This window comes from Cupriavidus basilensis (assembly GCF_029335485.1).
Lineage (GTDB): Bacteria > Pseudomonadota > Gammaproteobacteria > Burkholderiales > Burkholderiaceae > Cupriavidus > Cupriavidus basilensis_E.
Genome location: NZ_JARJLM010000266.1, coordinates 1 through 771 on the forward strand (window position 1 = coordinate 1; position 771 = coordinate 771).

At 67.7% G+C, this 771-nt stretch carries 1 protein-coding gene and 1 pseudogene; both read right to left on the reverse strand.

Annotated elements, in window-relative coordinates:
• Positions 1-168: 168 nt before the first annotated feature.
• The gene (locus tag P3W85_RS15525) at positions 169-579 is read right to left on the reverse strand and encodes an ExbD/TolR family protein (protein WP_017225559.1); all 411 of its coding nucleotides are present in this window, start codon (positions 577-579) and stop codon (positions 169-171) included.
• 14 nt (positions 580-593) lie between these two features.
• Positions 594-771: pseudogene (locus tag P3W85_RS15530) on the reverse strand (MotA/TolQ/ExbB proton channel family protein); the annotation flags it as partial.

A 771-nucleotide genomic window follows, 5' to 3' on the forward strand; every position in this document is an offset into this window, starting at 1 on the left:
CGCCTGGTGCTGGCCGTATCGGACAGCAGGTGCCAGACAAAGCCCGCCAGCCCGGCAAGCACCAGCACGCCGATGGCCAGCCCGCCCCAGCGGCGCCACAGCGCGCGGGCGCGCTGTCCGGGGCCGCCCGGCGGTGGCGTTGGATCGTGACGTTTCACGCGACTCTCCTCACGCCGGCTTGCCGGTAACCAGGCCGATCTGGTTCAGGTCGATCCGCCTGAGCAAATCCAGCACTTCCACCACCTTGGCGTACTGCACGGCGGCGTCGCCGCGCACGATCACGGGAAAATCGGGCGTGAGGGCTTTCTCCGTGCGCAGGCGCTCCTCCAGCTCCGGCAGCGTCACAGGATAGGCATCGAGAAACACCTGCCCCGCGTTGTCGATCGTGATGGCCTTGGTCTTGGGCTTCTCCAGCGCGACGGACGCGCTGGCCTTGGGCAGGTCCACCTTGATGCCCGGGATGCTGGCATTGCTGGTGAGGATGAAGATCACCAGCACCACCAGCAGCACATCGACGAAGGGCGTGATGTTGATGCCGCCGGTGCGCTTCCTGGCGCCGAACTTGGCTGCGTTTGCCATGGTCGCTCGCCCCTTCAAGCCCGGTGCAGGGCAACGGGCGTACGGCGCCCCTCGCCCTGCTCTTCGGCCAGGCGCGTGGCGAATTCGTCGACGAACACCGCCATATCGGCGCCGATCGAATCCGCGCGCGAGGCCAGCCAGTTGTAGCCGAACAGCGCGGGAATCGCGACACCCAGGCCTGCGGCGGTACAC

What these genes read in the sequence shown, in the direction of transcription:
- P3W85_RS15525 (WP_017225559.1), bottom strand. Translation starts at nt 579, where the DNA reads ATGGCAAACGCAGCCAAGTTCGGCGCCAGGAAGCGCACCGGCGGCATC.